Source organism: Halococcus sp. IIIV-5B (assembly GCF_003602035.1).
GTDB classification, from domain to species: Archaea; Halobacteriota; Halobacteria; order Halobacteriales; family Halococcaceae; genus Halococcus; species Halococcus salsus.
This window is the reverse complement of sequence record NZ_QZWE01000004.1, coordinates 1-20,125: the sequence shown is the minus strand read 5'-3', so window position 1 is coordinate 20,125 and position 20,125 is coordinate 1. Positions and strand designations below refer to the sequence as shown.

The 20,125-nt window shown below is 67.5% G+C and carries 27 protein-coding genes; 19 read left to right on the top strand and 8 right to left on the bottom strand.

The features are described from left to right. The first annotated feature begins 27 nt into the window (after positions 1–27). Positions 28–645, top strand: a complete 618-nt coding sequence (locus tag D3261_RS04225; protein ID WP_120069337.1) for a DJ-1/PfpI family protein — start codon at positions 28–30, stop codon at positions 643–645. A 48-nt stretch (positions 646–693) separates the two neighbouring features. Next, positions 694–1,377, top strand: a complete 684-nt coding sequence (nth, locus tag D3261_RS04220) for an endonuclease III (RefSeq protein ID WP_120069334.1) — start codon at positions 694–696, stop codon at positions 1,375–1,377. 185 nt (positions 1,378–1,562) lie between these two features. Here the strand turns inward: nth and D3261_RS04215 are convergent, their stop codons facing one another. Beyond that, positions 1,563–2,048 carry a hypothetical protein gene (locus D3261_RS04215; protein WP_120069331.1) on the bottom strand — a complete coding sequence of 162 codons (486 nt, stop codon included), beginning with the start codon at positions 2,046–2,048 and terminating at the stop codon, positions 1,563–1,565. An 87-nt stretch (positions 2,049–2,135) separates the two neighbouring features. Between D3261_RS04215 and D3261_RS04210 the strand changes: the two genes are divergently transcribed. From D3261_RS04210 to D3261_RS04175, 8 genes are read left to right on the top strand one after another with little or no spacing between them, the layout of a single operon-like run. Beyond that, a complete protein-coding gene (locus D3261_RS04210; RefSeq protein WP_120069329.1) occupies positions 2,136–3,017 on the top strand; it encodes a hypothetical protein in 882 nt (293 codons plus the stop codon). Positions 3,018–3,074: 57 nt separating this feature from the next. After that, complete coding sequence (locus D3261_RS04205; protein WP_120069326.1) at positions 3,075–3,635, top strand: plastocyanin/azurin family copper-binding protein; 561 nt, start codon at positions 3,075–3,077, stop codon at positions 3,633–3,635. A gap of 1 nt (position 3,636) precedes the next feature. Continuing rightward, on the top strand, positions 3,637–4,026 hold the full coding sequence (locus tag D3261_RS04200) for a hypothetical protein (RefSeq protein ID WP_120069324.1): 390 nt from the start codon (positions 3,637–3,639) through the stop codon (positions 4,024–4,026). A gap of 2 nt (positions 4,027–4,028) precedes the next feature. Then, on the top strand, positions 4,029–4,937 hold the full coding sequence (locus D3261_RS04195; RefSeq protein ID WP_199693919.1) for a ubiquinol-cytochrome c reductase iron-sulfur subunit: 909 nt from the start codon (positions 4,029–4,031) through the stop codon (positions 4,935–4,937). Then, positions 4,934–5,728: a cytochrome bc complex cytochrome b subunit gene (locus D3261_RS04190; protein WP_120069321.1), complete on the top strand. Its 795-nt coding sequence runs from the start codon at positions 4,934–4,936 to the stop codon at positions 5,726–5,728. The genes D3261_RS04195 and D3261_RS04190 overlap by 4 nt, the downstream gene beginning before the upstream one ends. Further along, positions 5,728–6,549, top strand: coding sequence for a cytochrome bc complex cytochrome b subunit (locus tag D3261_RS04185; protein ID WP_233553883.1), 822 nt, complete (start codon positions 5,728–5,730; stop codon positions 6,547–6,549). Before D3261_RS04190 ends, D3261_RS04185 begins: the two co-directional genes overlap by 1 nt. A 4-nt stretch (positions 6,550–6,553) precedes the next feature. After that, positions 6,554–6,895: a hypothetical protein gene (locus D3261_RS04180; RefSeq protein WP_120069319.1), complete on the top strand. Its 342-nt coding sequence runs from the start codon at positions 6,554–6,556 to the stop codon at positions 6,893–6,895. Further along, positions 6,888–7,160 (top strand): hypothetical protein, encoded by a 273-nt coding sequence (locus D3261_RS04175; protein ID WP_120069318.1) that lies wholly within the window; start codon positions 6,888–6,890, stop codon positions 7,158–7,160. Before D3261_RS04180 ends, D3261_RS04175 begins: the two co-directional genes overlap by 8 nt. A gap of 9 nt (positions 7,161–7,169) precedes the next feature. Here D3261_RS04175 and D3261_RS04170 read toward each other — a convergent pair whose 3' ends face one another. The 3 genes from D3261_RS04170 to D3261_RS04160 form a co-directional block, all read right to left on the bottom strand. Further along, complete coding sequence (locus D3261_RS04170) at positions 7,170–8,063, bottom strand: NAD+ synthase (protein ID WP_147464925.1); 894 nt, start codon at positions 8,061–8,063, stop codon at positions 7,170–7,172. 326 nt (positions 8,064–8,389) lie between these two features. Further along, entirely contained in the window at positions 8,390–8,839 is a 450-nt protein-coding gene (locus D3261_RS04165; protein WP_120069313.1) for a hypothetical protein, read from the bottom strand. Between the two features lie 23 nt (positions 8,840–8,862). Continuing rightward, a complete protein-coding gene (locus tag D3261_RS04160; RefSeq protein WP_120069310.1) occupies positions 8,863–9,633 on the bottom strand; it encodes an NAD(+)/NADH kinase in 771 nt (256 codons plus the stop codon). Positions 9,634–9,735: 102 nt separating this feature from the next. Between D3261_RS04160 and D3261_RS04155 the strand changes: the two genes are divergently transcribed. Beyond that, on the top strand, positions 9,736–10,191 hold the full coding sequence (locus tag D3261_RS04155; protein WP_120069307.1) for a hypothetical protein: 456 nt from the start codon (positions 9,736–9,738) through the stop codon (positions 10,189–10,191). 57 nt (positions 10,192–10,248) lie between these two features. Further along, positions 10,249–11,106, top strand: a complete 858-nt coding sequence (locus D3261_RS04150; protein WP_120069304.1) for an alpha/beta hydrolase — start codon at positions 10,249–10,251, stop codon at positions 11,104–11,106. A 6-nt stretch (positions 11,107–11,112) separates the two neighbouring features. On the opposite strand, the gene D3261_RS04145 is transcribed toward D3261_RS04150, so the two are convergent. From D3261_RS04145 to D3261_RS04135, 3 genes are all read right to left on the bottom strand, one after another. Beyond that, positions 11,113–11,892 carry an SDR family NAD(P)-dependent oxidoreductase gene (locus D3261_RS04145; RefSeq protein ID WP_120069776.1) on the bottom strand — a complete coding sequence of 260 codons (780 nt, stop codon included), beginning with the start codon at positions 11,890–11,892 and terminating at the stop codon, positions 11,113–11,115. A 66-nt stretch (positions 11,893–11,958) separates the two neighbouring features. Beyond that, positions 11,959–12,549, bottom strand: a complete 591-nt coding sequence (locus D3261_RS04140) for a class I SAM-dependent methyltransferase (protein ID WP_120069302.1) — start codon at positions 12,547–12,549, stop codon at positions 11,959–11,961. Positions 12,550–12,642: 93 nt separating this feature from the next. Further along, on the bottom strand, positions 12,643–13,197 hold the full coding sequence (locus tag D3261_RS04135; RefSeq protein ID WP_120069773.1) for a class I SAM-dependent methyltransferase: 555 nt from the start codon (positions 13,195–13,197) through the stop codon (positions 12,643–12,645). 227 nt (positions 13,198–13,424) lie between these two features. Here D3261_RS04135 and D3261_RS04130 point away from each other — a divergent pair, with 227 nt between their 5' ends. The 3 genes from D3261_RS04130 (at position 13,425) to D3261_RS04120 (ending at position 15,728) form a co-directional block, all read left to right on the top strand. Continuing rightward, complete coding sequence (locus D3261_RS04130; protein ID WP_304999774.1) at positions 13,425–15,056, top strand: catalase; 1,632 nt, start codon at positions 13,425–13,427, stop codon at positions 15,054–15,056. Positions 15,057–15,153: 97 nt separating this feature from the next. Further along, positions 15,154–15,342, top strand: a complete 189-nt coding sequence (locus D3261_RS04125; RefSeq protein WP_120069299.1) for an HEWD family protein — start codon at positions 15,154–15,156, stop codon at positions 15,340–15,342. 89 nt (positions 15,343–15,431) lie between these two features. After that, positions 15,432–15,728, top strand: a complete 297-nt coding sequence (locus D3261_RS04120) for a PRC-barrel domain-containing protein (RefSeq protein ID WP_120069296.1) — start codon at positions 15,432–15,434, stop codon at positions 15,726–15,728. On the opposite strand, the gene D3261_RS04115 is transcribed toward D3261_RS04120, so the two are convergent. Continuing rightward, positions 15,725–17,164: a DHH family phosphoesterase gene (locus D3261_RS04115; RefSeq protein WP_120069293.1), complete on the bottom strand. Its 1,440-nt coding sequence runs from the start codon at positions 17,162–17,164 to the stop codon at positions 15,725–15,727. The two genes, D3261_RS04120 and D3261_RS04115, sit on opposite strands and share 4 nt — an antisense overlap. Before the next feature lie 141 nt (positions 17,165–17,305). On the opposite strand from D3261_RS04115, the gene D3261_RS04110 reads away from it, so the two are divergent. From D3261_RS04110 to D3261_RS04100, 4 genes are all read left to right on the top strand, one after another. Further along, positions 17,306–18,103 carry a class I fructose-bisphosphate aldolase gene (locus tag D3261_RS04110; protein WP_120069290.1) on the top strand — a complete coding sequence of 266 codons (798 nt, stop codon included), beginning with the start codon at positions 17,306–17,308 and terminating at the stop codon, positions 18,101–18,103. Then, positions 18,100–18,951 (top strand): class 1 fructose-bisphosphatase, encoded by an 852-nt coding sequence (locus tag D3261_RS04105; protein ID WP_120069288.1) that lies wholly within the window; start codon positions 18,100–18,102, stop codon positions 18,949–18,951. The genes D3261_RS04110 and D3261_RS04105 overlap by 4 nt, the downstream gene beginning before the upstream one ends. A gap of 1 nt (position 18,952) precedes the next feature. Continuing rightward, positions 18,953–19,108: a hypothetical protein gene (locus D3261_RS19940; RefSeq protein WP_233553882.1), complete on the top strand. Its 156-nt coding sequence runs from the start codon at positions 18,953–18,955 to the stop codon at positions 19,106–19,108. A 60-nt stretch (positions 19,109–19,168) separates the two neighbouring features. After that, a partial coding sequence (locus tag D3261_RS04100) for a carboxyl transferase domain-containing protein (protein WP_304999773.1) occupies positions 19,169–20,125 on the top strand: 957 nt, incomplete at its 3' end.

The window sequence follows — 20,125 nt, the reverse complement described above, 5'->3', positions numbered from 1 at the left end:
TTTGCTCCGGTTGAACGATCCAGTGTCATGGACGCGCAACCGATCGAATCCATCGCCGTCGTCCTCTACGACGGCTTCGACGAACTCGACGCCATCGGCCCGTACGAGGTCTTCGCCACCGCCGCCGACCACGGGGCCGGGTTCGACGTCTCGCTTCGCACCCTCGACCCCGTGGAGCGCGTGACCGCGAGCCACGGCACCGTCGTCGAACCCGAGGGACCGCTCGACGGGACCGACCCCGACCTCGTGGTGGTCCCCGGTGGCGGCTGGAACGACCGCGCGGGTCGCGGCGCGTGGGCCCAATCCCTGGGAGCGCTCCCCGACGAACTCGCACGCCGTCACCAGAACGGTACCACGATTGCCGCGGTTTGCACCGGCGGAATGATCCTCGCCACCGCGGGGCTGCTCGACGGTCGGCCGGCGACCACTCACCACGGCGCGCTCGCGGACCTCCGCGAGACCGACGCGAACGTGGTCGATGCGCGCGTGGTCGACGACGGCGACGTGCTCACCGCGGGCGGGATCACGTCGGGGATCGACCTCGCGCTCTGGCTGGTCGAGCGGGAGGTGGGTGCCGACGTCGCCGAGACCGTCGCGACCGAACTCGAATACGACCGCTCCGGCGAGATACATCGGTCGACGTAGGTTCGCTCCGATCGAACGGCTCAAATTCGGGTCGGTCGGCTATCGAGTATGGGAACCCCGCTCGACTCGCGCGAGGCCCAGGCCACGGCGGTGCTCGACCGGCTCGAAGCCGAGTACCCCGACACCACCATCTCGCTCGACTTCTCGACCCGGTTCGAACTCCTCGTCGCGGTGATCCTCTCGGCGCAGTGTACCGACGAACGGGTGAACGAGACCACCGAGAGCCTCTTCGAGACTTATCCCTCGCCCGAGGCGTTCGCGAACGCACCACAGGAGGAACTCGCCGAGGCGCTGAACTCCATCACGTACTACAACAACAAGGCGAGCTACATCCGCGAATCGGCCCAGCTGATCGTCGACGAGCACGACGGGGAGGTGCCCGACACGATGGGCGAACTCACCGAGCTCCCGGGAGTCGGTCGGAAGACCGCGAACGTCGTGCTCCAGCACGCCCACGACGTCGTCGAGGGTGTGGTGGTCGACACCCACGTCCAGCGGCTCTCGCGCCGGCTCGGGCTCACCGAGGAACACCGACCCGAAACGATCGAGCGCGAACTCATGGATCTGTTTCGCGAGGAGCGCTGGCAGCTCTCGACACATCTGTTCATCAGTCACGGCCGCGCGACCTGCACCGCGCGAAACCCCGACTGTGAGGACTGCGTGCTCGAAGACATCTGTCCCTCCTCGACGCTCGATTCGGCCGTCGACCTCGCGAGCGGCGAGGCGTGGTGAGGTCGCCGTTTCGGATCGTTCCGACCCGTTTCGGCGCTCGAACTCGGTGAACGGTCGAGGGCTATTTTCAAGTCCCCACCTCTCGGGGTCGAACGCAGCGTCCGGCTGCAGCCGTTCTCGTGGCATCACCCGACGGTTCCCGACTGGACCGTCGTTCTCGGCGGCGGCGGTAGTTCCCGCCGCCGTCAGAGGTATCGGAGCGCGTAGCGTGCGATACCGACGAGGTAGGCCAGCACCCAGAACAGGACGTAGCCGAAAACCCCGATCCGGAGCCGCCCCCGCCAGTGGTCCATCCGTTCGGAGCCGATCTCGGAGAGGAGGACGTCCTCGTCGTAGTCGTGATAGAGGTTGTGCTCGCGCTTCGCCCGGAAGATCCGGACGATCCCCGTGAAACCGAACGCTAGCATCGCGTAGGCCTGGAGCCCGAGGAAGGCGTGGAGTACCGACGCGCCACCGAGCTGGTCGCCGAGGCGGGGAAGCATCCAACCCACCAGCGGCACCGTGGTGAGCGTGAGCCCGACGGCGATGAACTTCAGGTGGTAGGTGAGCACGCTCCACGTGACGGCTTCGGCTTCGAGCATTATCCACGCGCCGTAGAGAAAGCACGGAAGGCTGACCGTGACCGCGACCGCGGCGACCGTCGCCATCGCCGCGTCGGTCAGCCCCAGCATACACGACCTCCATCGCGTGGGCGCTAAAGCCTTGCCGAACCCGTCCCGGTCGCAACATCTAACCCCGCCCGCGACCTACGCGAGTCGATGGCCGACTCCCGACCACCGTCAGCGGACGGGGCCGACGACCCGGACGAGGCCGACGTTCGTGCCGCCGACACCGACGAGGAGTTCCGACAGGAGGTCGCCGAGCGCTACGACTTCGATTCGTTCGGCCCGAGCGACATGGCCCGGATGAGCGAAGCGGAGTGGGAGGCGGCGTTCGACGCCGAAACCTGGATCACCGGCGAGGGGCTCCTCCGTCGGGTCGAAGCCGACCTCCGGAGCCGGATCGCCGACCGGGACGTCTTCGCCCGGCTCGAACGCGTCGACGACGGGCTGCTCGCGTACTCCGACGAGGGCTACGCGGTGGTCCACCCCGATGGAAGCGTCGAGGGACGAGGAACCGTGCTTCGGGACGTGAAACCGACCGTCGCGTTGTGTTCGATGCACGACTACGATATCCCGACGCCGCCACCGGACGGGGAGTTGCTTCCCGACCCCGACGACGTCCCCGAGGGAACCGGCGAACTCGGCAACCGGATGTTACAGGTCGTGGCCGCGGCTCAGTTTCTCACGGGCGTGGGGCTCGTTCTCGCGTGGGTGGTCGTCCCGGTAGAGACCATCTTCGCCCCCGTGGCCGGGATCATCTTCGTTGGCCTCTCCCTCCTGCTCTTCCTCCAAGTCGCGAACGCACGGCTCTCGGACCGGTTCCGGTCGGAGGAGTATCGAAATCGGCTCCGCGCGATCGGCTCGGACGACCGCCCCGAGTTCCTGCCGGCGCGATACCGCGAACCGCCTTCGGCGGCCGACGGGGACAGGGACGGCAACGAGGACGGTGAATCCGACCGGCCTGCAGGGGCCGACGACCCGCGTACCGACCCCGCGAGCCACGCCGAGGAAACCGACGACTCGGTCCCGTCAGCGTAGCGACCGATGGCCGTATCCGGTGGACTTATGCGAGCCCGGCCCTGTGGTCGATCACGTATGAACAGGCGGGATTTCTTGGTGGCAACGAGCGCCGTCGCGGGCGGGTCAGCCGCCGCCACCGGAACCGTCGCCGCCCAAGAGAGCGGCGGCAACGCGAGCGGGGGTGGCGGTGGCTCGGAGACGGTGGCGGTGGGTTCGGGTTCGGGGTTGTCGTTCGACCCCGAGGAACTCACCGTCGCGCCCGGAACCACCGTGACGTGGGAGTGGACCGGCGAGGGCGGCGCGCACAACGTCGTCGCCGACGACGGCGCGTTCAACTCCGGCCCCCCCGAGGACGGCGACGACATCACGTTCAGTCACACCTTCTCCGAGGCCGGCGAGTTCCCCTATCACTGTGCGCCCCACGAAGGGGTCGGCATGGTTGGCACCGTCATCGTCCAAGAGGGCGGTGCGAGCGCCAGCGCCGCCGCGACCGAGGTCGACCCCGAGGAGATGGGGGTGCCGATCCAGGCCCACTTCGTCGGGATCGCGACCCTGTTGATGATGGCGGTTTCGCTCGTCTACACCTTCTTCCTCGTGAAGTACGGCGAATCACCCAACGCGAAGCGGGGGAACTGAGATGTCCTCCTCCGGAAGCTCCTACGGCGACATCCACCGCTACGAACCCGCCCGCGAGAGCACCGCGGCCGCGATCGCGATCGTGCTGCTGACGCTGGTCGAAGTGGTCTTCGTCGGGCTGTTCGCCTACGGGCTGATCAACGCCTGGGGCACCATCGAACTCGGCAACATGTTCCTCGGTGGGGTCCTCGCGGTGGTGTTCATCGACCTCGCGTTCATCCTCCTGCTCTACCGCAAGGAGTTCCTCCCCGACGTGATGATCGTGAAGAAACGCCGGCGCAAGTGGGAGGACCTCTACATCCGTGAGGACCAAGTCGACGGGGTCGGCGCGACCTCCGAGGGGATGACCGAGAGCATCAAACGCGCGATCCACCCCTATTACAAGCGATAACCATGCCAGACGACGAAGACAACTATCCATCCGAATCGGGACGCAGGCGGTTCGTGAAGGGCGTCGTGGGTGCCTCGGCGCTCGGCGCGACGGGCATCACGGGTGCCTCCGCCATCCAGCTCACCACCTCCTCGTCCGGACAGGGCGGTGGTGCGACCCAGTACTTCGGGATCGAGAACACCGCGGGGCCGGCCCCGCGTCCGATGCCCCAGATCCCGATCGAGATCGACGACGAGGGCTATCTGAAGGGCGTCTGGCCCGAAGTTCGAACCCAGACGGTCAACGGCGAGCAGGTCAGCACCGCCCAGAGCCAGCTCGGTGGCTACACCTACTCCAGCGAGTGGTTCCAGTACTGTGGGGTCCAGACCTACCCGGGGCTCGTCCCCGACGCCGACCAGGACAACTTCTTCCGGGTGGCGGAGTCGTCGAGCTACGAGTGGATGAGCGACCTGAGCGCCGGCGACCGGCTCAACGTCAGCGACTTCGAGGACTACGAGACCTGGAACAACGAGATCGGGACCGCCGGCGTCGGCAAACCCGCGATGGCGACCTGGCGCTCCCAGGACCTCTCCCCGCAGGAGACGATCCCGGTACAGGTCCTCCGGAGCACCCGGATCGAGGAGCTCGCCTCGGGTGGCGAGAACGCCCAGTGGGTGAACGCGAGCACCCAGGACGGGTTCATCGCGTGGCTCAACAAGTGCACCCACTTCTGCTGTGTCCCCGGATTCAAGTCCTCGGACCAGAGCGCGCGCTTCGGCGCGGCGAACGAGGTCTACTGTCCGTGTCACCAGTCGGCCTACGACCCCTTCAGCATCGAGCGCATCCAGTTCACCGCGCTCCCACGGCCGGACGACGTGGGCGAGGAGGAAGAGGGCGGCTCGGAGGGCACCAGTTCGGGTGAGGGCGAATGAGCCTCGAACCCCGCGACGAGGGCGACCACGCCGACTGGATGGAGGGCAAGGAGCTGACCCCGATCGAGGAGACCTACCTCACGGTGTTGCTCTGGCTCGACAAGCGGCTGCGGATCGTCGACTACCTCGAGATCCTCGAGAACCTCTACTACAAGGTCAACATGCAGCTCCCGAAGAGCCACACCGAACAGTACAACCTCGACAACAAGTTCTGGTACTGGTATCCCCTCTACGCGCTCGGGAGCTTCTCGACCATCGCCTACATCGTCGCGGCGCTCTCGGGCGCGCTGCTCGGGTTCTACTACGCCCCCGCCACTGCAGGGGATCCCTCGGCGGCCTACGCCTCCATCACGATGATCATGACCGACCTCAACTTCGGGTTCATGCTCCGAAGCCTCCACCGGTGGTCGGCCCAGGTCATGACCGCCGCGGTCTTCCTCCACATGCTCCGGGTCTACTTCACCGGGGCGTACAAGGAACCCCGCGAGCTCAACTGGATCCTCGGGATCGTCCTGATCAGCCTCACGATGGTGTTCGGCTACACCGGCTACCTCCTGCCGTGGGACCAGCTCTCCTACTGGGCGGGCCAGATCGGCGTCGAGATGAGCCTGAGCATCCCGTTCGTTGGTGAGTGGGTCGCCCAGCTCCTGTTCGGCGGGTTCGCGTTGAGCCAGGCCACCCTGATGCGGATGTACATCCTCCACGTCTTCCTCCTCCCGTTCGTGGTGACGAGCCTGATCGCCGTCCACATCGGGATCGTCTGGATGCAGGGGATCGCGGAGCCACACTAATGACCCGAGACAGCACCACCGACGACGCCGAGCACCGACCCGACGACGAGCACGAAACGGCCACCGAGACGGGACCCGACCCCGTGGCCGACGGCGCGGGGATCGTCGCGCCCGACGACGAGACGCCGACGTGGGGCGAGCGCAAGGAGCGCCGCCAGGGCCTGCCCCGGCTGACCTACGAGTACTTCGAGCGCTCGCGCCGCGAGGACCAGGACCTCCGGACCGACTCCAGCTACGTCGAGCGCGACGTGCTGGCGTTCCCGACCTGGCCCCACGAGATGATCCGGAACCTCTCGTTGACCAGCTTCTTCGTGGGGATGATCTTCTTCCTCGCGGCGGCGCTTCCGCCGCACATCGCCCCGCCGGCCGACCCGAGCACGACCCCGGCGATCATCCTGCCCGACTGGTATCTCTACTGGTCGTTCGGCCTCCTGAAACTCGGGCCGCTCAACCCCGAGCTCGCCGTGCTCGGTGGGCAGAAGCTGATGCAGGACTCCACCTTCGGCGTGCTCGCCAACCTCGTGGTCGTCGGGATCATCGCCATCGTGCCCTTCCTCAACAAGGGGAGCGCACGACGGCCCGTCGAGCAGCCGTTCTGGGCGTCGGTCGGGGTGTTCGGCGTCGTGTTCGCTATCATGATCAGCGCGCTCGCGGTCAAGAACCTCGTCCCGACGTGGATCGACAGCCACCTCCTGTTCGACCTGGCGTTCCTCCTGCCGTTCGTGGCGGGCTTCATCACCTACGCGGTGTTGCGGACGATGCGCGAGGGCTACATGTACGAGCTCAACCGACGGTACTACCGGCTCCGCCCGCCGCGCTGAGGTCGTGAGCCGAACCGACACCTCCCGTTCCGACGGCCCACGTGAGATCACGGTCCCGCTTCGGGTCTACAAAGCCATCACCGTCTTCTCGACCCTGTTCGCGGTCGTCTTCGTGATCGCGGGCTTCGGGTTCCTCGACGCCGCCACCGCCGAGGTCGGTCCGCTCGCGGTCGTGCTGAGCTCGCTCGGGGTCTCGACCGAGGGCGTGGTCTCGCTCGTGCTCGCCCTCCTCGGGCTCGCTCTGATCGGGTTCGGTGCGGGGATCTACGTTCTCGGAACGCGGTTTCGGACCCCGGGGATGGGAAACAGTCAAGACGATGGCGACGAATCCTTCACGAATGAGTGACGAATTCGCCAAGGGTTTCTTCGCGCTCTGTGGCGGGCTGTTCGGGTGGCTGGTTCTCTCGAGCTGGTACAACACCGAGAGCTTCGAGAGCACCACCCAGCTCATCGCCCCCTCGCCAGACCTCGGGAGCCTCTACGGCGGGATCGCGCTCACCGCCCGCGAGGCGCTGTTCTGGTTCGCGATCTTCGGTGCGCTCACCTTCTGGGTCGTGATCCCCGCCGCGAGGCAGGCCCGCTCGGCCTGGAGCGACCGACAGTCGTCGTAGTCGGTCCCGTCAACTCCGGGTCTCCGACCGGTCCGTCGTGTGTTCGAGTTCGTGGAACAGCTCGCCCTCCAGCGACCGCTCGAACGAGGGGCTCGGCGGTTGCCGGCGTTTGTGACGGCTGTCGAGGTGGCGGTCGGCGTAGTCCGCGATGGTCTCGGGGTCGAGGCCGAGCTCGTCGGCGGTGCCCTCGATCCCGAGGTTCTCGTCGACGAGTTCGTGGAGGATGATGTCGAGCAGACCGTAGGGCGCACCGAGGTCGGCCTCGTCGGTCTGTCCCGGTCGGAAGTCGGCGGTCGAGGGTTTCCGGATGATGGGAGAGGGGACGCCGACCTGGCTCGCGAGCGCGCGGACCTCGGTCTTGTAGAGCCCGGCGAGCGGCCGGAGGTCGGCTGCGGCGTCGCCGTGTTTGGTGCAGTAGCCACAGAGGAGTTCGGTCCGATTGCTGGTGCCGACGACGAGCCGACCCAGGTGGTTGGCGGCGTAGTAGAGACACGTCATCCGGAGCCGGGCGGTGGCGTTGTCGAGCGCGGGGTCGTCGGTGTCGTCGCCGACCTGCGGAGCGACCACGTCCTCGAACATGTCCACCAGCGGCCGGATCCCGACCGTGGTCGCGTCGAGCCCGAGCGCCGCCGCGGCCGCCTCGGCGTCCTCGATGTGGCGGTCGCCGCTTCCGAGCGAGGGGAGCACGAGCGCCGTCACGCGGTCGGGGCCGAGCGCCTCGACCGCGAGCGTCGCGGTCAGCGTCGAGTCGACCCCGCCGCTCATCCCGACGACCACCCCGTCGGCCCCCGCCTCAACGACCGTCTCGACGATGAACGTCTCGATGCGCTCCGCGTGCGAGCGAAGCCCCGCCTCGTCGGTCGTGAACGACGCGGTCGGAAGGCGGTCGACCGCGCTAATCATCCCCGTCCCCCCGAGCACGATACCGGAACGGTGGCGTTGGATCCGGGCAGATCGCTGTGTATCTTACACTCGTCACTTTCGTAGTTGGCGTATGCCACAGCAAAAAGCCTTCGAAGAAATCATACGGTCGCCGTACTCGGTTGCAATTCGACGAAAATAGATAGAATATTCTGATTTCTTGCGATATCGTTCGGGGAAGAGCGTGTAGGCGGGCCGTCCGTCGACACCTCGTGACGGCCCCCGGCGAAAGTGCGCTGCCGGACGCCTCGTACGGCGGTCGCTGTGGGCGTTGGGACGGACGGATCGGTCGAGGGCGAATCGACGGGTCAGATGACGGCGTTCCAGATGGGCGAGACCACGAAGAACAGCGAGATGTAGGCGGCGTAGAGCACCATGAGCACCGAGGCGGCGATGGCCCCGCTCGGTCGGCCGAGCGGGCGGTCGTTGCGGACCTCGACCCGACGGGCTTCGATCTCGAAGAAGTCCGCGATGAAGGTCCCGACGACGAGCACCGAGAGGACGATCCCCGAGTGGAGTTCGACGGTCGCGAGGTAGAACGAGGCGAGGATGAGGAGCAGGGTGGTCGCGATGTGGACCGGGTGCTGCGTGATGGCGTCCGCACCGCCCTCGTCCGCCTGTTTCACGTGCGAGCGATGGGCGACCGCCCGCGTGACGACGTTGGCGAGCGCGAGCACGATCAGCACGAAGACGATCGGCGGATGGTCGCTCCCCGCGAGGAGCGTATCCACCGGCCCGAACACCGACAGCGGGATCATACCGAACGTTCTACGGGATCCCTTTAGAAGGTTTCTGATTTTCCGGTCCCGGCGGTCCCGCCGGACGCGACGACCCGGAGGACGCCGTCGCGAACGAGGTCGACCTCGGTTCCCGGCGGGACCGTCCCGAGCGGGCGGCCGTCGGCGGTGACCGCCACGTCGACCTCGCGCTCGACGGTGACCGAGACGGCCGAGAGGGGCACCACCCAGTGGTCGGGGTCGGTCGAGAACGGCGCGACCGGGACCACCGCCGCGGCATCGGTGCCGACGGCGACCACGGGACCGCCGGCGGCGCGGGCGTAGCCCCGGCTGCCGGCGGGTGTCGCGACCGTCACGCCGTCGGCCCGGAACCGGGCGAGCGGATCGGCGTCGTCGGCCCCGGCCGCCGTCGCGACCGAAAACCCCGAGATGGTCGCTGGTTCGTCGGCCACGAGGGCCACCTCGAAGAGGGCGTAGCCGTCCCCGACCGGGGTTTCGACCCGGAGCACCGGGTACTCCCGAAGGTCCACCGCACCGGCGAGGAGCCGTTCGATCCCGGTTTCGAGGGGGTCGCCCGGCGAGTCGAGTCGGGTCTCGACCGGGAGCACGGGTATCGACACGCCGGCGGCCGCGAGTTCCGCGAGCGCGGCGTCGCCGACCGCGACCACGGCCTCGGCGTCGATGGCCGCGGGCCCGGTGAGGACGTCCCCGACGACGTCGCGAACCCGGTCGACGACCCCGCCGGCCTCGCGGCCGGGCGCGACGACGCCGACGCTGGGCCGGTCCCCCTCCGGCTCCCGCCCGCTGGTAGTCATTCATCGATCGTTACCGCCGATAGGCCAAAAGACTGCGGACTCGGGGCAGCCGTGACAGTGGAATCGGGGAACGCTTATTCGGCGCGACCACCATCCTCCCCCATGTCCCTCGCCGTCGAGACCCCGTCACCACCGAGCCTCGAATCCGGCGTCGACGCCGACGCCTACGACGACGCCGACGTGGGTGGCGACGAGTACCGACGCGACGAGCTCGAAGCGTTCCTCGAAGAGGGGGCGTGGGAGGAGGCGTTCACCGCGTGGGCCGCCGAGACCGGGATGACCGAGCGCGAGTTCGCCATCGTCCGCGACCTCGGGCTCGTCCAGCGCTTCGATTTCTTCTGGGACGACTTCGCCGACCGCGTGGGCTATCACGCACCCGGCCTCCCAGAGGACTGGAAGGAACGCGACATCCACCCCGACCTCGACTCGTGGAACGCGGTGTCGTCGATCAACGCCGGCCTCACCGAACTCGGCCAGGAGGTCTGTGACGTGCTCAAGAGCGACTACATCGACTGGGAGGCCGAGTACGAGGCCCCCGACGACCTCCCCGACTTCTGAACCGCTCGAACACCGAACGCGCACAACACTGAACACCGACTACCCGATAGCGGTTCCATGCTCTACCGGGAGTTCGAGACTCAGGACCAGCTCGACGCACAGTACAACGTAGGCGAGCGCAACGACGACGCGGAGCGCTACGCCGACTTCTACGTCGAGGAGAGCCGGAAGGCCCGCGCCGACCTCGACGTCCACCGCGACGTCTCGTTCGGTCCCACGCTCCCCGAACGCCTCGATATCTTCCCTGCCGACCGGGAGAACGCACCCGTTCTGCTCTTCATCCACGGCGGTTACTGGCACAGCCGTCACAGCGAGGACTTCAGCTTCGTCGCCCGAGGACCCGTCTCGGAAGGCGTGACGACCGTCGTGATGAACTACGCGCTCTGTCCCGCGGTTCCGTTCTCCGAGATCGTACGCCAAGCCCGCGCGGCCCTCGTCTGGACCCACGAGAACATCGCGGCCTACGGCGGCGACCCCGACCGCCTGTTCGTCTCCGGCCACTCGGCGGGGGGCCACCTCACCGGCTGCCTGCTGACGACCGACTGGGAGGACGACTACGGCAAGCCCACCGACGTCGTCGAGGGCGCGTGTGCGATCAGCGGGCTCTACGACCTCGAACCGTTCCCCTACACGTGGCTCCAGCCGAAGCTCCAACTCACCTGGCGCGAGGTCAGAGACCACAGCCCGATCCGGCACATCCCCGACAGCGCGCCGCCGCTAGTCGTGACCTATGGGGAGAACGAACCATCCGAACTCCGCCGCCAGTCCGAGGACTTCCTGGCCGCGTGGCGGGACCACGGCCTCGACGGGCGGTCGTTGCCACAGCCCGAGGCCGACCACTACTCCGCGATCGAGGGGTTCCTCGATCCCGAGAGCCGGCTCTGTGCGGCGATAATCGGTCTAATCGAGGAGTAAGCGGCCTCAGCGGACGGTGTAGCCACCGTCGAGCACGACGGTCTCGCCGGTCATGTAGGCCGAGGCGTCGCTCGCGAGGTAGACCGCCGTCGGACCGAGCGTCTCGGGCGCGGGGATCGCGTCGTGGAGCATCTCGTCGCGCCAGGTATCGGCGGCGTTCGCGACCGCGTCGCTTGCCTGGTCGGCGTTGTCGGTGTCGATGTAGCCCGGCGCGAGGTTGTTGACGCGAACGCCGTACTCCGCCCACTCGGAGGCAAGCTGGTTCTTGAACCCCTCCAGCCCGGCCTTCGAGGTGTTGTAGGCGACCTGTCGCTGGGGGTGGTTGGCGATGAACGCCGACATCGAGGAGACGTTCACGATGACGCCGCCGTCGCCCGCGATCATCTCCCGACCGACCGCGCGCGAACAGAGGAAGGTCCCGGTGAGGTTGGTGTCGATGACCGCGTACCACTCCTCCAGGGTCATCGCCTCCATCGCCTCGTGGACGACGATCCCGGCGTTGTTCACCAGGATGTCGATGTCGCCGAAGCGCTCGACGGCCGCCCCGACCATCGCCTCGACCGACGCCTCGTCGGCGACGTCACACTCGACCGCGAGGGTCTCGACCCCCGTCCGCGCCGCGATCTCCTCGGCGGCGGCCGCGCCCGAGTCCTCGTTCCGGTTCGCGACGACGACGTTCGCGCCGGCCTCCGCGAGCGCGGTCGCGATGGCGCGGCCGATGCCGCGGTTGCCGCCGGTGACGATCGCCGTTCGGCCGTCGAGACTGAACGCATCGAAGACGGTCATGGTTCCCTCCTCGAACACCAGCGACAAAGCGATTCGCCTTCGTGGATCGCTTCCGCTCGACGCGGATCAGCGACGGGTGACCGTGGCGAGCCAGGCGGGACTCTCGCCCGACTCGAAGTTGGTCTCGAACACCACTTCGTCGATGTTCTCGATCTCCCACCCGTCCGCGAACGCCGCCCGGACCTCCGCCCTGGTCATCGAGGGGCCTCGATGGTCGGGTTCGTGTCCGGTAAATCCCAGCACGTAGCAGCGGCCGCCCGGTCGAAGCACGGTGTGGAGTTCGGCGGTGTACGTCGACACGCGCTCCTCGCCGGAGAAGACGTGAAACAAGCCGCAGTCGACCACCGTGTCGAACCGGCGGTCGAGGGCCCCGAGATCGAACGCGTCGTGAGTCAGAAACGTCGCGTCGACCCCGCGCTCGTGCGCCTTCCGCTCGGCCTTCTCGATCGCTCGTGGGGACGCATCGAGGCCACAGACGGTGTAGCCCTGGTCGGCGAGCCAGAGGGCGTTCTCGCCGGTTCCACAGCCCACGTCGAGGACGTCGCCAGTTATCTTCCCCGCCTCGGCCAACCGAACGAGCTCGCGCTGTGGGCGGCCGATGTCCCACGGCGGCGTCCCGTCGTAGGCGTCGTCGAACCCGGTTTCTCCTGCTCCCATATCGACCCGATAGGCTCGATCCACGGATAGCTATGCCGGCGTCCGCGACGACCACTGGACCGGTAATGACGAACGGTTCTCCGAGCCTTCTGCTCAGGCCCGCGCGGTGACTACGAACGTCTCGGGACGGTCGTCGGCGCGCTCGACGGTGAGGCCGTGGGATTCGAGGTGGTCGACGACGTCGGCGGCGCTGAACCGCTCGTCGACCGGCGGGCCGCGGGCCCCCTCGCCGGTCGCGGTCCAGTCGGCGAGCACGAGCCGTCCGTCGGGCCGGAGCACTCGGGCGACCTCGGCGAGCGCCTCCTCGCTGTAGAATTCGTGATAGGTCATGGTCGAGAACGCGGTGTCGATCTCGTCGTCCGCGAACGGCAGGTCGTCGACGCCCGCGGTGACGAGCTCGACGTTCGCGGGGACGCCACGTTCGCGGTAGCCCTCGTGCATCTCGGGCTGGACGTCGACCGCGTGGAGCCGCCCGACGAACGGCGCGACGTCGTCGGTGTAGAAACCGACGCCGCTGCCGAGGTCCGCGACCGTCGCCTCGGGGTCGGGGTCGAGCGCGAACACCAGTTCGTCGACCGAGAGCGAGGCGTACCGCGAGACGTCGTCGAGGTCGTCGGCCCGCTCGACCGGGAACGTGTGAAAGCCCATGCGCGAGACCATGCGTGCGCCGGGGTTAGCCTTGTCGTCGCGTGGAACCGACCACCAGGTAGCGCTCGTAGTGGGGGACGGTAACCCTACCCGGCGGCCCGACCGTCACGTACTCCGCCTTGGAGCCACCGGCACGCAAATTTATTTTGCTAATTAGAAAAGATTCGTTGTCGAGAGAAACAGATTTTTGTGACTCAGCGACCAACGTGGTGCTAGAGGAATTCGAGATGTCCGACGACGAAACCACACACCAGATGGGCGAGGCGGACTTCGACGGCGAGGACCGCGACGCACTGACGACCAACTCGGGCGAGGCAGTCCCGAACAACCAGAACACTCGAACGGCCGGTCCGGACGGGCCGGCGCTGATGGACGACTACCACTACTTCGAGAAGATGGCCCAGTTCAACCGGGAGCGCATCCCCGAACGGGTCGTCCACGCGAAGGGTGGCGGAGCCTACGGGACCTTCACCGTCACGAACGACGAGATCAGCGACTACACGATCGCGGACATGTTCTCCGAGGTCGGCAAGGAGACGCCGATGTTCGCGCGCTTCTCGACGGTCGCGGGTCCCCGCGGCTCGCCCGACACCGTTCGCGACCCGCGCGGGTTCGCGCTGAAGTTCTACACCGAAGAGGGGAACTGGGACATGACGGGCAACGATACGCCCGTGTTCTTCATCCGGGACCCATCGAAGTTCTCCGACTTCATCCACACCCAGAAGAAGATGCCGGCGAACGACCTCAGCGACCCGACCCCACAGTGGGACTTCTGGTCGCTCTCGCCCGAATCCCTCCACCAGGTGACGTGGCTCTACGGGGATCGCGGGATCCCGGCCTCGTGGCGCACGATGAACGGCTACTCCAGCCACACTCTGAGCTTCTACAACGAGGAGGGTGAGCGCTACTGGGTCAAACTCCACTTCAAGACCGACCAGGGTATCGAGAACTTCACCGAGGAAGAGGCGATCGAGAAGGCCGGGGAGAACCCCGACTACCACAAACAGGACCTCTGGGAGGCCATCGAGGACGGCGACTACCCGACCTGGACGCTCAAAGTCCAGGTCATGCCCGAGGCGGAGGCCGAGGAGTACGACATCAACCCGTTCGACCTGACTCGGGTGTGGCCCCACGACGACTACCCGCTGATCGAGGTCGGGGAGATGGAGCTCAACGAGAACCCCGACAACTACTTCGCGGAGGTCGAGCAGGCGGCCTTCTCACCCGCTCACGTCGTCCCCGGTATCGCCCACAGTCCCGACAAGATGCTCCAGGGGCGCATCCCCTCCTACGACGACGCCCACCGCTACCGGCTCGGCGTCAACTTCGAGGACATCCCGGTCAACCGGCCGAAGGAGACGGAGACGAACAACTACCATCAGGACGGGAAGATGCGGATGGGCGACAACAACGGAGCCGGACCGAACTACGAACCGAACTCCTTCCGCGGCCCGGTCGAACAGCCCGCGGTCGAGAAGCCACCGCTCACGGTCTCGGGCGACGCCGACCGGTACCAGCATCGCGAGCGAATTGACAACTACAAACAGCCCGGCGACCTCCTTCGCGAGGTCATGGACGACGAGCAGCGCGACCGCTTCGTCGAGGCCGTCGTCGGCGACATGGACGGCGTGAGCGAGGATGCGATCAAGAAACGCCAGATCCGTCACTGGTTCAAGGCCGATCCCGGGATCGGTCGCCGTCTCGCGGAGGGGCTCGGCTTCGAGCCCGAATCGATCATCGCCGACGAACTCCTCGCGGTCGAGGACGAGATCCCCGACGCCCCGGTCGTGGACGACCTCGTCGACATCGACGTCGAGGATCAGCCGGAGCCCCAGCCGCCGACCCAGGACGACGACTGAGCGGTCCTCGGCTTCTTTCTTCCGATTTCCCGACCCGATCGCGCCGCCGGGCCCTCCTGCCCGTACGATTAATGTCCGCTGCCGCCGATTCGATAGTATGAGCGAACCGGAACCCCTCTCCCCGCCCCAGGAGCGCGAGTGCGTGCTGTGCGGTCGGCAGGACGTCTGGAACGACGAGGAGACCAACTGGCGGATCGCGCGCGAGGGTGACGCCCACTGTATCCACGAGTGGGACATCAACGGCACGTACAATCCCTTCCAGAACGATTCGAGGGCGACCGAGTAGCCACGGCGGTCGTAGCGGGACGCCGTCGAGCGATCGAGGGATGACCGCGACTCGCCAACAGTTAAGTTCCCGTCGGGGCACTTCCGGATATGGATGCGACACAGACGGAGATCGGGACGCTCGTCGGCCGTGACGTCTACTCCACGAACGGCACCTACGTCGGCGAGATCGAGGACGTGCGGCTCGACCTCGACACCGAGTTCGTCACGGGGCTCGCGGTCGGCGGGCTGAACCGCGAGGCGCTCTCGGGGCGGGCACGCGGTGCTGCCGGTGTGATCGTGCCGTTCCGGTGGGTCCGGTCGGTGGGCGACATCGTGCTCGTGAGCGACGTGATCGAGCGCCTCCGCGAACCCGACGAGGAGAGCGACGCCGAGGCGGCCGCCTAGTTCCCGTTGTCGTCGACGCCGAGCGCGGCGAAGAGCTTTCGTCTGACCGCCTGTTCGGTGAGCCGGAGCAGCGTCTCGCGGTTGTCGTCGGAGGTCTCGAGCCCGGTGAAGATGCCGAGCGGGATGGTGACCGTGGCGTCGGTCGAGTGTCCCACCGCCTCGCCGACCTCCTCGAAGGCGTCCTCGAGCACGTTCCGGACGTTGATCCGGATGTCCTTCGAACGCGCCGAGAGCGTGATCCGTTCGTCGTCGATCGCGAAGACCGCCGAGGTGGTCACCCCCTCCAGATTGAGGAGGTGCTGGGCCGCGCGTGCGAGCGCGTCGCGGTCGTGGATGTAGCCCGCGTTCGAGACGAGATGCGACCCCTTGACGTCGCGGTTTCTGATGGCTTCGGCGAGCACGTCGAGGGTCTCGGGGCTCATCGAGGGCGATTCGACCTGCTCTAAGGTATCGTGGTCGGCGAACGGATAGAGGTACGAGGCCGCGGTGAGGTCCGCGGGCGTGGTGTCGCGTTTGAAGTCGAGGGTCTCGGCCCGGATCCCGTAGAGGAGGGCGGTCGCGACCGCCTCGTCGAGGTTGAGGTCGAACTCCTGGACGTACTTCGTGAGGATCGTCGAGGTCGAGGAGACGTCGGCACGGACGTCGACGAACGCCGCCTCGTACTCCTCTTCGGGCTCGTGGTGGTCGATCAGCACGTCGATCGGGCGTTCGATCGCCCGCTCCATCGACTGGGCGTGGTCGACGAGCGCGAGGCGGTCGTACGCATCGAACTCCACCGCGTCGCGCGCGAGGAGTTCGACCCCGATCAGGTTGACGAACGCGCGGTCCTCCTGGTGACCGATCTCGCCGTCGTAGAGGATGTCGGCTTCGATACCGCGGGCCTCGGCGATCGCCTGGAGCGCGACCGCGCTCGCGATCGAGTCCGGGCCCGGGTTGTCGTTCGCGAGGATCGCGAGTTGCTCTTCGGTGTCGTCGAGGACGTCGGCGAGCCGGCGGGCCTTGTGTTCGAGTTCCCCGGTCTCGAGCGCGCGGAGCGCGGCGTCGGCGATCACCTTCGAGGGGTTGACCACGGCATCCGCGCCCGCCTCGCGAAGTTCGTCGGCGGTCACCGGGTCCGACGCCCGGGCGATGATGAACTGCTCGCTGCCGTCGGCCCGGACGTTCTCGATCGCGGCCCGGTTGGCCTCGATGTCCGTCGAGAGGATCAGGAGGACGTCGCGGTCGGCGACCGCCTCCGGCACCGCCTCGTCGCCGATGTCCGCGGTCTTGGCGTTCAGGTCCTGGTCACGAAGCGCCTCGACCCGACCGTCGTCGACGTCGATGATGAGGACGTCCTTGCCCTCGTCGACGAGGTCCTCGGCGACGGCGTAGCCGACGCTTCCACACCCCAGAATGGCGTAGGTCGACATCGAGGCCATCGTGATGCCGGTGCTCATTATCTGTCCCGTCTGTGACGGGGACACTTATACCCTATCCGTTTCCCGACGTTCCTCACGATCGTTTTCCGGCCGGAGCAGGGGCGTGGATTCGGCGGGCTCACACAAACTATTAGTCGGTCCTCGGCGGACGTCCGACCGATGCTTCCGCTCGAGAACTCGCCGCTCGCACGCGACGGCAACATACTGATCCTCGCCTACGACCACGGGCTCGAACACGGCCCCTCGGACTTCACCGACCTCCCGGAACGGATGGACCCGGAGACGGTGTTCGAGGCCGCCACTCACGACGCCGTCACCTCGCTCGCGGTCCAGAAGGGGCTCGCCGAGGGCTACTACCCCTCCTACGAGGACGACGTCTCCCTGCTCGTCAAGCTCAACGGGACCTCGAACCTCTGGATGGGCGAGCCCGACAGCGCGGTGAACTGCTCGGTCGAGTACGCCGCCGACATCGGGGCCGACGCGCTCGGCTTCACCCTCTACGGCGGGTCCAACAACGAGATCGCGATGGCCGAGGAGTTCCGCGACGCCCAGGAGGCCGCCCGCGACCACGACCTGCCGATGGTGATGTGGTCGTATCCCCGCGGGCAGGGGCTCAAGAACGACACGAGCGGCGACACCATCGCCTACGCCGCCCGCGAGGCGCTCGAACTCGGTGCCGACGTCGCGAAGGTCAAGTATCCCGGCAGCCGCGAGGCGATGGAGCACACCGTCCAGGCCGCCGGCGGCGAGAACGGCATCGAGGTCGTGATGTCCGGCGGGTCGAAGGTCTCCGACGAGGCCTTCCTCAACGACGTGAAGGCCGTGATGGACGCCGGCGGGTCGGGGCTCGCCGTCGGCCGGAACGTCTGGCAGCGCGAGAACCCCACCCAGATCCTCGACGCGCTCGGGGCCGTCATCCACGAGGGCGCGTCGGTCGACGCCGCGCTGTCCGAATGAGCGACACCGTCGAGGCGGTCCTCGACACCCTCGCCGAAACCGCCCCCGAGATCAGGGGGGGACTGGTCGGCCGGCGCGAGTACCAGGACGGCGAGAACCCCAGTGGCGAGACGCAGCTCGCGGCGGACGTCCACGCCGACCGGTTGCTCGAAGAGCGTCTGCTCGCCATCGACGGTATCGGGAGCTACGCCAGCGAGGAACGCGATGAGGTCATCGAGGACGGCTCGGGGCTCGCGGTCGCGGTCGACCCGCTCGACGGCTCCTCGAACATCAAACCCAACAACTCGATGGGCACCATCGTCGGGGTCTACGACGCGCCGCTCCCCGCGAGCGGGCACGACCTCGTGGCCGCGATCTACACCCTCTACGGCCCGATCACGACGATGATGGCCGCTGTCGACGGCGAGACGACCGAGTACGTCGTCGAAGACGGAGCGCGCCACGTCGCGACCGAGGGCGTCGAACTCCCCGACGAACCGACGGTGTACGGCTTCGGCGGGCGGGTGCCCGACTGGACCCCCGCGTTCACCGACTACGCCCGCGAGATCGAAGGGGAGCTCAAACTCCGCTACGGCGGCGCGATGATCGGCGACGTGAACCAGGTCCTCACCTACGGCGGGGTGTTCGCCTACCCCGCGCTCGAATCCAACCCCGACGGAAAACTCCGACTCCAGTTCGAGGCCAACCCGATGGCCGCCATCGTGGAGGCGGCGGGCGGGGCCTCCTCCGACGGCGAGCGCTCGCTGCTCGACGTCGAGCCCGACGACCTCCACGACCGCGTACCCGTCCACCTCGGGAACCGCGCCCTCATCGACCGGCTCGAAGACGCGCTCGCGGACGGTGAGTGACGTGACCGACCACGACGCGCGAACCGCGGACGACCAACGTGGACCGTGGGTGCTGGCACTCGGGGCGCTCGCGATCGGCGGGGTCGCGTTCTCGGTCGAGGCCTACCGCGCGCTCAGGGACCGACGGCGGGGCGACGGTCCCACCGACGCGGAATAGTTCTCGAACGATCGCCGGGAACATGGAAAACGCTTTCCGCAATTCTTGCGCAGGGAGAGTATGGACATCCGTATCGGCGGCGGGGCGAGCGACGAGGAAGCGCGCGTCATCGGGAGCGCGCTCGCCGAACACGTTGGCGAGTCGGTCGACGTCTACGTCGGCGACGACGGAACGCCCGCGACGACCGCTGACCCCCCGGAATCGGCGGCCGACGCGTCCAGCGGAACGGACGAGCCGGCCTCGGAGCGAGACCTCGGCCCGACCGAACGCGAGAAACAGCTCAGAAAGGAGATCGCCGAGATCGAGCGTGGTGGCCCCGAGAAGTACAAGGACCGGCTCGACGAGCAGGGCAAACTGTTCGTCCGCGACCGGCTCGACCTCTGGTTCGACGGTGGCTTGACTTTCGAGGACGGCCGCTTCGCCGAGTTCGACGCCGACGACCAGTTGCCCGCCGACGGACTCCTGACCGGGGCCGCGGAGTTCGAGGGCCGGGACTGTCACGTGATGGCGAACGATTTCACTGTCAAAGCAGGCAGCATGGCCGGCAAGGGCGTCGAGAAGTTCCTCCGGATGCAACAGCGCGCGCTGAAGACCGGGAAACCGGTGCTCTACCTGATGGACTCCTCGGGTGGCCGGATCGACCAGCAGACCGGGTTCTTCGCCAACCGCGAGGGGATCGGCAAGTACTACTACAACCACTCGATGCTGTCGGGCCGGGTGCCCCAGATCTGTGTGCTCTACGGGCCGTGCATCGCGGGCGCGGCCTACACCCCCGTCTTCGCGGACTTCACGGTGATGGTCGAGGGGATGTCCGCGATGGCGATCGCCTCGCCCCGGATGGTCGAGATGGTCACCGGCGAGAAGATCGACCTCCAAGAGCTCGGCGGGGCGCAGGTCCACGCCACCGAGTCCGGGAGCGCGGATCTCGTGGCCCGCGACGAAGAACACGCCCGCGAGCTGGTCGCCCAGCTCGTCACCTACCTCCCGGACAACGCGGACGAGAAACCGCCACGCGCC

Bases quoted from the DNA above. Each gene is read 5' to 3' on its own strand.
- D3261_RS04125 (WP_120069299.1), top strand. From the start codon at position 15,154: ATGAGCGAACCGGAACCCCTCTCCCCGCCCCAGGAGCGCGAGTGCGTG.
- D3261_RS04200 (WP_120069324.1), top strand. From the start codon at position 3,637: ATGTCCTCCTCCGGAAGCTCCTACGGCGACATCCACCGCTACGAACCC.
- D3261_RS04115 (WP_120069293.1), bottom strand. From the start codon at position 17,164: ATGAGCACCGGCATCACGATGGCCTCGATGTCGACCTACGCCATTCTG.
- D3261_RS04145 (WP_120069776.1), bottom strand. From the start codon at position 11,892: ATGACCGTCTTCGATGCGTTCAGTCTCGACGGCCGAACGGCGATCGTC.
- D3261_RS04165 (WP_120069313.1), bottom strand. From the start codon at position 8,839: ATGATCCCGCTGTCGGTGTTCGGGCCGGTGGATACGCTCCTCGCGGGG.
- nth (WP_120069334.1), top strand. From the start codon at position 694: ATGGGAACCCCGCTCGACTCGCGCGAGGCCCAGGCCACGGCGGTGCTC.
- D3261_RS04210 (WP_120069329.1), top strand. From the start codon at position 2,136: ATGGCCGACTCCCGACCACCGTCAGCGGACGGGGCCGACGACCCGGAC.
- D3261_RS04140 (WP_120069302.1), bottom strand. From the start codon at position 12,549: ATGGGAGCAGGAGAAACCGGGTTCGACGACGCCTACGACGGGACGCCG.
- D3261_RS04205 (WP_120069326.1), top strand. From the start codon at position 3,075: ATGAACAGGCGGGATTTCTTGGTGGCAACGAGCGCCGTCGCGGGCGGG.
- D3261_RS04175 (WP_120069318.1), top strand. From the start codon at position 6,888: ATGAGTGACGAATTCGCCAAGGGTTTCTTCGCGCTCTGTGGCGGGCTG.
- D3261_RS04190 (WP_120069321.1), top strand. From the start codon at position 4,934: ATGAGCCTCGAACCCCGCGACGAGGGCGACCACGCCGACTGGATGGAG.
- D3261_RS04105 (WP_120069288.1), top strand. From the start codon at position 18,100: ATGAGCGACACCGTCGAGGCGGTCCTCGACACCCTCGCCGAAACCGCC.
- D3261_RS04110 (WP_120069290.1), top strand. From the start codon at position 17,306: ATGCTTCCGCTCGAGAACTCGCCGCTCGCACGCGACGGCAACATACTG.
- D3261_RS04170 (WP_147464925.1), bottom strand. From the start codon at position 8,063: ATGATTAGCGCGGTCGACCGCCTTCCGACCGCGTCGTTCACGACCGAC.
- D3261_RS04120 (WP_120069296.1), top strand. From the start codon at position 15,432: ATGGATGCGACACAGACGGAGATCGGGACGCTCGTCGGCCGTGACGTC.
- D3261_RS04150 (WP_120069304.1), top strand. From the start codon at position 10,249: ATGCTCTACCGGGAGTTCGAGACTCAGGACCAGCTCGACGCACAGTAC.
- D3261_RS04155 (WP_120069307.1), top strand. From the start codon at position 9,736: ATGTCCCTCGCCGTCGAGACCCCGTCACCACCGAGCCTCGAATCCGGC.
- D3261_RS04185 (WP_233553883.1), top strand. From the start codon at position 5,728: ATGACCCGAGACAGCACCACCGACGACGCCGAGCACCGACCCGACGAC.
- D3261_RS04135 (WP_120069773.1), bottom strand. From the start codon at position 13,197: ATGGGCTTTCACACGTTCCCGGTCGAGCGGGCCGACGACCTCGACGAC.
- D3261_RS04130 (WP_304999774.1), top strand. From the start codon at position 13,425: ATGTCCGACGACGAAACCACACACCAGATGGGCGAGGCGGACTTCGAC.
- D3261_RS04160 (WP_120069310.1), bottom strand. From the start codon at position 9,633: ATGACTACCAGCGGGCGGGAGCCGGAGGGGGACCGGCCCAGCGTCGGC.
- D3261_RS04195 (WP_199693919.1), top strand. From the start codon at position 4,029: ATGCCAGACGACGAAGACAACTATCCATCCGAATCGGGACGCAGGCGG.
- D3261_RS04215 (WP_120069331.1), bottom strand. From the start codon at position 2,048: ATGCTGGGGCTGACCGACGCGGCGATGGCGACGGTCGCCGCGGTCGCG.
- D3261_RS04225 (WP_120069337.1), top strand. From the start codon at position 28: ATGGACGCGCAACCGATCGAATCCATCGCCGTCGTCCTCTACGACGGC.